Source organism: Streptomyces sp. NTH33, assembly GCF_003236365.1.
In the GTDB taxonomy this organism is placed as follows: domain Bacteria; phylum Actinomycetota; class Actinomycetes; order Streptomycetales; family Streptomycetaceae; genus Streptomyces.
In genome coordinates this window covers 1-7532 of the sequence record NZ_POTZ01000342.1, presented here as the reverse complement: position 1 = coordinate 7532, position 7532 = coordinate 1, and the positions used below count along the sequence as shown (strand labels likewise).

The following is a 7532-nucleotide window of genomic DNA, read 5'->3' as shown; positions in this document are numbered from 1 at the left end:
GCGTCAACACCAGAACGAAACGGATCATGCGGCAGATGCACGGCCGCGCCGGATTCGACCTCCTCCGCCACCGTATCCTCCTGCGCTGATGGCTACCCGCCGTCACCACCGACTACGGGCCAGACCCGTTGATTAGACACTCCCGGTGTCGGCCACCTCAGAGAGTTCTACGACCAGTTGGCCCCATACAGGCAAGAGCCCGTAGCCCTGGCCTTCGAGGCACAGCTACGGGCGGTCCTCCCACCGGTCAGCGGATCGCTTCATCCATGAGCAGGTAGAGGAGGCCGACGAGGGATCCGCTGCTGACAATCTCCCGGCGGTCGATCATGCCCCGCACCTCACTGAGGGGTATCCACTCGATGCGGTCAGACTCGTTCTTCTCCGTGGGCGGCCCGACGTAGGTCGCGCCGTTCGCGCGGAATACGTGGTGTTGCGAGTCGGTGATCCCGTTGGCCGGCTCGGCATAGATCAGAGGCTTGATGGGGCCAGGACGCCAGCCCGTCTCTTCCAAGACTTCGCGGGCTGCTGCCTCTTCCGGGGACTCACCCTCCTCGACCAGGCCCATGGGCAACTCCCAGGCCCAGGAGTCCGTGATGAATCGGTGCCGCCACATCATCAGAACCTCTTGGCGGTCGTTGACCACGGCGGCCACGGCCAGGTGCCGGAGGCGAACGACGTGGTACTCCCACCTGCGCCCGTCAGGTTGCTGGACGTCGACCAGACACAGATTCACCCACTTGTTGGTGTAGATCTGTCGCTCACCGTGGGTCTTCCACTCCATACCTGCGGCCCCTCTCGATCGGTCTCCAGGATCTCAGACCGTCCCGGAGACGGACGCAGGTTCGGCCCTTATCGCGTCAGCATGACGAGATGGCTCTTGGGTGTGATCATGTCCTCGCCCAGGATCTGTCACTCATCGGCTTGGTCAGGCTGTCCAGCTGAGTAGCGCATGCAGTCATCGTCCCCGTCGTCAGCCGGCGCTCCGGGAGAATGGCGCACTGGGCGCCCTGTGGGCTCTCAGCTTGGGAAGCTGCGAGCGTTTGCGGCCGATCTGGGTGCTGACCTGGGCGAACGGCCGAGGCGTGGCGTCATCGAGACCAGCTGCTTTCACCGTGATTCCCCGCTGTTCCCCGCTCGATCTGGTGCGCTTGTGGTGTGGCAGGATGCGCATCCTGTGGCCGCTGTCGCCGACGGGCCGCAACCCTCTGATCCGTAGCTATATGTGGATCGGTCGCGAACGGTCGTACCGGCCGCGCTACGGTCCCGGAGGGACGCTACCGGACGGGGTCGGTTGCTGTGGTTGCTGTACTTCCGTGCTGTACCGCGGCCTCGCCTCGTTCCCACGGGAACCTCCCTCTACTCCCTGACGTCGTGGAAGGTGATCAGGAGGGGTGAGCCGGTGAAGCAGGAGGACGTCGGCGAGGGCAGGCGCGCAGCGCCTTCTGTCCGGTTTTAGGATGGCGTGGCAGGCGCGTGGACCGTCGGGCAGTGGTCGGGTGCGGGCACCACGAGCCGGGTGCCCACAGGGGTGGGGCTGAGACCAGAACCCCGGCCCGATTACGGCGGGCCGGGGTTCTACATGGTGGGCATCACGCGGCTGGCTCAGTAGTCGAAGTCGTCGAACTCGTTGAACTCGTCGAACTCGAACTTGTCGTGGTGGCGCTTGATGACGCGGAAGCTGCCCACCACTCCGTTCTTGACCTTGACACCGTCCTCCATCTCCTCGTGGTGCTTCTTGTGGTGCTCGCCCTTCTCGAAGTTCTCGTCCTCGTCCTTGAACTTCGGGCGGACGTTGTTGGCCTCGCTGTGGGGGCCGACGGTGGCGATGGGGGCGCCGTTGTCGCAGGTCGCCCCGCGGAAGAACTCGACGGTCCGCTTGCTGTCGTTGCGGATGTTGAAGCTCTTGGAGCCCAGGCCGCTCACCACGGTGATGCAGCCGTCCGGGCGGGCGGAGAACGACCGCTCGTTGATGAAGATCCGGCCCACCCTGTGGTGGCGCTCCTTTTTCTCGTGGCCGCGCTCGCCGCGCTCGCCGCCGCGTTCGCCACCGCGCTCGCCGCCGCGCTCGTTGCCCTTTCCGCCTTCGTCGCCCATGGGCACCTGGGCGGGAACGGGTGCCTGCTGGACGACGGCCGGGGCCGCCTGGGGCTCGGGGGCGGCCGTGGCGTAGGTGATACCGGTCGCGGTCAGGGCCGCGGCGGCCGCCACGCCCGCGGTGATGGCAGAAGAACGGGTCATGATCATGCTGCTTTGCTCCTGTCTCTCAGAGAAGCCGGCCTTGGCAGCCGACGTGTGATCGAACGTACCGACGGCCCCCAGGGCCGTCATTTCGGGCATACCGGAAAGGTCGGCGCTGGAGAGCCGAACGGGGTGCTCCCCGGCTGCTGATGGAGCGTCAAATAGCCCAATGGAACAGGCGAATCGAAGATCGATTAGGCCTTCAAGGTGATCTCTGACGCCTGCTCACCCATGCGGCAGCGAGTCGCCTGGAACCGCCGGCGCGATGGGCCCCGGCATACCGGGGCAGGCGGGTCACAGACCGGAGCACGGCAGCCCCCCTGCCCCGCCAGGGCCTTGCGCCCATGACGTCCGCCATCCGGCGTAGACCGGACCACCGTACTGCGGTCAGGGGGGCCGGCTTCGAGATCTGGCCTCATCCTTGCCAGGTCGATCACTGGGGTGTCGGCAACGTCGGCCAACCGGCCGGTGTCCTTGGCTGATCGTCCGTTGTCATTCGGCGTTGGTCGGCGTTGTACGCACCTGTTGGTGTCAGCCGTTGATGTCAGCCGACCGGCTCCCTCTTGACAGATCTGCTGCCAGTTCTTCTGGAAGTGATGATCCAAGTCCCTGGCGTGCGGCGGCTCACTGCGGCTGAGCCTGTGACCTGCGTGGACGCCAGGACTAGTTGTCATCATCTGTCAACGCCGGTTCGCCTCGGACGGCCCACAGACGGCCCGGCCGATGGGGCCGCGCGCCTACCCACATGATCGGCGGAGTCCCCATAGCTCAGTCGAGCCGGTGACCGGAGCGCCAACACCCTGTGTCCAACAGGAGACTTTTACCATCTTTTGACTTAAAACGCCATCTAATTCCCACACTGGGACGTACCACCTTTGAACGTGTCTCATATGCCTCTGGCATATTCCAGGAGGAACGCCATGGCGATCTTCAACGCTCTCTTCCCCGTCCTGGTCCGTGACCACGGGGGCCACGGAGGCCACGGCGACCGCGACCACGGTGACCGCGACCACGGCGGCCGCGACCGCGACTTCGACCGGGATCGCGACTTCGACCGGGGCCGGGACCACGGTTACTGATTCTGTCCACCACCAGTGATTTGGAGCGGAGCGGAGCCAAGGGAGCCGGTCCGCTCCGTCAGCACGTCCTGTGGCGACTGCTGTCGATGAGCGCGGATCCGCAGGCCGTGGTCGAGGCCTCCCCGCCGTTGCCCCCGCGCAGGTGTTCCAGGCGGTCTCTGACAACCGCCCCTCCGCTCCAGCCACGACGTGTTCTGACCTCATGCACGGTGTGCCTGCCTCGTGGGTGGGAGCGGGCGGCCGGCGGTGCCGAGCGGGGCGGAGACATGAGCGCGGGCGCCGTCGGCCGCCCGCGCCCGCCCGGAGGAGCGAAGCGACGACGGGTGCTTGAACCAGTGAAGGAAGTTGTAACTCAGTCGTTCTTACGCTGCTGTGCAACTTCGTTTGACGCTCAGCGCGTTGACGTCGCTTGATGCTTGACGGTTCCGCCCCGTTTTGCCGTCAGCGACTGCTGTAGTGGAGGGCGTCGGGACCGGTGTGGCTGGAGCTGAGGCGGGCGGGTCCGAAGCCGTCGTGGCGGAGGTGCCACCGTTCGGTGTTGACGGCAACTCTGACGGCAACGACGGCACACAGACGCGCATGATCGCCAACCTGGGCGATCGGAGCAGGATGCCGCCAGCATTCCTCAAGGCGTGCTGCCCGATCCTACGGATCAGAAGGTTGCAGGTTCGAATCCTGCCGAGTGCGCACAGGTCAAAGGCCCCGGAGCGATCCGGGGCCTTCGGCGTTTCAGGGGGCGTACGGCAGCGAACTTCCGGTCGCCGATCTGCTGTGCCCGACGCGTCCGGGCCGCGACACGAGGATGCCTGGCGTCGGCGGGAGGTCCGCGGCATCAGGCGCCGACGGGTCAGGCGGTCTGGGCGATGCGGTTCAGCGGGGGAGGGGCGAGGGGTTCGTGCGCGCCGAGGCAGGCGGTGAACGCGGCGAGGTCCTTGCCGTCGGAGGTGACGTTCGTGCCTTGCGGGAAGACGGTGAAACCGTCCCCGCCGCGGGCGAGGAAGTCGTTCACGGTCACGCGGTAGGTCGCGGTCGGTTGCACCGGCTGGCCGTTGACGGTGATCGAGGTGATCTTCGAGCCGGCGGGGGCCGACTGCGACCACGTGTACCGCATGTTTGCGGACGGGATGAGGAGCAGCGGGCGGTTGCCGCGGTTCGGGAAGGCCTGTTCGAGCACGGCCTTGAGCTGGGCCCCGGTGAGGGACATCGTCATCAGGGTGTTGTCGAACGGCTGGACGGCGTAGGCGTCGCCGTAGGTGACCGTACCGGTCGGTGGCCGGTAGGTCAGACTCGCCCGCAGATCACCGGGATCGACGAGTGCGATCTGTGCGCCCTGGGACGTGGTGGCGGCGAGCTGTGCGTCGGCGACCACGTCGCCGATGGGGGACTCGCCCACAGGGGTCGTGTCGATGTCCTGGCTGATCCGTCCCACGGGCTTGTCGGCCGTCGGCGCGGCGAGATCCACCGCTCGGCTGATCAGGGCTTCGGCCTTGGGGTCCTTCGGCACGTCACGGGTGACGATCCGGTTGAACGCCTGGGTCCGGCCGCGGAGCACGTCGTGGGTACGAGGGTCGATCCTGAGGTCCACCACGGAGAGCTCGCGCCCGTACGAGCGTCCCTGGACGAAGGGACGCCGGTGGCCCGTGGGGTCCTTCACCCAGCAGACGTACTGCTGGTGGGTGTGCGCGCTGAAGACGACGTCGATCTTCGGGCTGACCCTGGTGGCGATGGCGGTGCCCGGACCGCCGCCCGCCACGTCACAGGTGTTCGGGCCGTTGGGCACCTTGTCGTCGTCGCCCTGGTGCAGGAGCAGGACGATGGTCTTCACGCCCTTGCGGCTCAGGAGGTCGGCGTAGCGGTTGGCCGTCGTCACCTCGTCGCCGAACCGCAGGCCTGCGGTCCCGCTGGGGCTGGTCACCGAAGGGGTGTCCTGGAGAGGCTCGCCGATGAAGCCGACCGGGACGCCGTTCACCCGCTGGATCCAGTACGGGGGCAGAGCGTTTTCGCCGGAGCTCTTGAACGTCACGTTGGCACCGAGGTAGCGGAAGCGTGCGCCGCGGTACGGGTGGTCGAACCGGCAGCCGTCCACGGGGCTGCAGCCGCCGTTCTGGATCCGTTCCAGCTCCTTGTAGCCCTTGTCGAACTCGTGGTTGCCCACGGAGGAGGCCTTCATGTCGAGCTGGTTCATCAGGTCGACCGTGGGCTCGTCGTGGAACAGCGCGGATTCCAGCGGTGACGCACCGATCAGGTCGCCGACACCGACCAGCAGGCTGTTGTCGGCCTGGCGCGGAGTTGTCTGATGTGGGTCGCCATGTAGGCGCCCCCGCCTGCCGTGACCTTGGTGCCGTCGCGCAGGAAGACGGTCCCGTCGTTCCCCTGGGCCGACGTCCAGGGGGTGTCTGTGGGGGAGCCGTGCCGGCGTGGGGCCGCGCGGGTTTCGGCTGCCGCGTCACGAGCGGGGACCCCCCGTCTCGCCGGGGCCCGGCGGGACGGGGATGAGAGGGAAGGGGAAGGAACGGAGCGACGGGAGGACCCTGACGGCACCCTGAAGGCGTCAGGGGCAGGTCGACCTGGGCACCCCGTAGAGGAACCGGTTGTGGGCGCCGGGGGGCTCGGTGAGGGTCCACAGCTGGTTGGCCGAGCGCAGCCAGTAGAGGTCCTGCAGCCCTCGGCCGCCGAGCTGCCACTTCGTCGCCTTGTTGCCCGTCGTCCTGGCCGAGATCAGGTGGCGGTTGTGGTTCGGGCCTCCGCCCGAGTTGAAGTAGTAGCAGCCGCGTGAGAAGGCGCCCTGGACGTCACGGACGGGCTGGTGCCATGCGGTGGTCGGCCGGATGGTGCCGCTGAAGCGGGTCATCCTGCTGCTCGGCCAGCGGACCACCCGGCCGACACTGTTCTCCCGGTACTCGCTGGTGAGGAACACCGGGCTCTGTCCGGACGCGCGTTCCAGCGCCATGGAGTCGTAGCGGGTGCCGGCCCTCTGGTTGATCCACTGGCCCTTCTCGGGCAGCAGGTAGTGGTAACCGCGTCCGCAGTACTTGCCCGCGTGCGGACCGGACGTGTGGAACCCGGTCGAGCAGGCCGGGTCGACACTCGCCTTCGTGTTGTTGGCGAGTCGCAGCAGGTCGTTGGTGTCGAAGACGCGTACGCCGCTCGTGGGGCCGGCGACGAGGATGTAGTGCCGGTACCAGACGATGCCGCCCGCATGGGTGCTCACGTCGCTGTAATCGGTCCCGGTGCTGTTCGGCCGCACGAGCAGCACGTGGATGTACTTGTTCGTGGCGCGGTCGAGGAAGCTCAGCCGGGTTCCCGTCCCCTGTTGGTTCACGCCGCCCGAGTGCCAGGAGAAGACGATGGCCCTGTGCCCGTTCACCGTGCCGGCTCCCGGCTGGGCGTCCTCGGTTCCGCTGATTCCCTGCGGAGTCCAGCGCGTGTTGACGGTGTCCGCGTGGTCCAGGCAGTAGTAGGCGACCGCGTGCGCCCCGATCAGAGCACCGTTGTGGGTCATGGCGTTGTTGCGGCAGGCGGTCTGGTGCTGGGTGTGAGCCTGGCGGTTGGCCGCGTTCAGCATGGATCCCACCGTGATCCGGTTACCGCCCGGATTCACGACCTTCCTCAGGTTGTCGGCCTGCGCGGTCCGGTCGTTCCCCCACCTGAGGGCAAAGGCGTTGGGGTTGGCGGTGGTCATCGGCCTGGGAGGCGGTGTCGGGGCGGCGGTGGCCGGGACGGCGCATACGGCCGCGGTGAGCATGCCGAGCACCGCCAGGAAGAGCGCTGTGCCGGGCAGGCGTCCGCACCTGGGAAATTTCATGGCTTCTCCGGTGGCAGGGGAAGGAAGCACGGGGGGCGCCTGCCGCGTACATGGCTGACGACAACGACCCACCGGCGGAAGCGATGATTTCATCCGGTTTCGGGAGAATTGCTCAGGCGAAACGGGAAGTCACCCTGTCGGCACGGCGGCTGAGGTTTTTGGATGACACACAGGCGTGTCGGACGGGGCGCCGTGGGTGACGTGGCGGGAACATCGATGGTTTGACGGTGTATCGCCTGAGAGAGGTGGTGCGGACACCTGTACGGATACGCCGCAAGCAGACGTCGAGATCCCATGATGCGGTGCAGGGCAAGTGGGGTGTACGCCCATGACGGCACACGAAGGCGCATGAGCGTCAACGGGGCGGCACGCGGGCGGGGGCAGCGACCGGAGCCGGGGCCTTCGTGTGC

5 protein-coding genes are annotated in these 7532 nt (G+C 67.2%); 1 reads left to right on the top strand and 4 read right to left on the bottom strand.

Annotated elements, in window-relative coordinates; all coding sequences use genetic code 11:
* Positions 1-247 precede the first annotated feature (247 nt).
* Positions 248-781, bottom strand: coding sequence for an NUDIX hydrolase (locus C1I97_RS26565; RefSeq protein WP_111005688.1), 534 nt, complete (start codon positions 779-781; stop codon positions 248-250).
* A gap of 821 nt (positions 782-1602) precedes the next feature.
* Complete coding sequence (locus C1I97_RS26560) at positions 1603-2238, bottom strand: hypothetical protein (protein ID WP_258382748.1); 636 nt, start codon at positions 2236-2238, stop codon at positions 1603-1605.
* 920 nt (positions 2239-3158) lie between these two features.
* Between C1I97_RS26560 and C1I97_RS40140 the strand changes: the two genes are divergently transcribed.
* Positions 3159-3317 carry a hypothetical protein gene (locus C1I97_RS40140; protein ID WP_181446923.1) on the top strand — a complete coding sequence of 53 codons (159 nt, stop codon included), beginning with the start codon at positions 3159-3161 and terminating at the stop codon, positions 3315-3317.
* Between the two features lie 847 nt (positions 3318-4164).
* On the opposite strand, the gene C1I97_RS26555 is transcribed toward C1I97_RS40140, so the two are convergent.
* Both C1I97_RS26555 and C1I97_RS26550 read right to left on the bottom strand, forming a co-directional pair.
* Entirely contained in the window at positions 4165-5706 is a 1542-nt protein-coding gene (locus C1I97_RS26555; RefSeq protein WP_258382749.1) for a bifunctional metallophosphatase/5'-nucleotidase, read from the bottom strand.
* Between the two features lie 162 nt (positions 5707-5868).
* Positions 5869-7122 carry a hypothetical protein gene (locus C1I97_RS26550; protein WP_146608298.1) on the bottom strand — a complete coding sequence of 418 codons (1254 nt, stop codon included), beginning with the start codon at positions 7120-7122 and terminating at the stop codon, positions 5869-5871.
* Between the last annotated feature and the right edge of the window lie 410 nt (positions 7123-7532).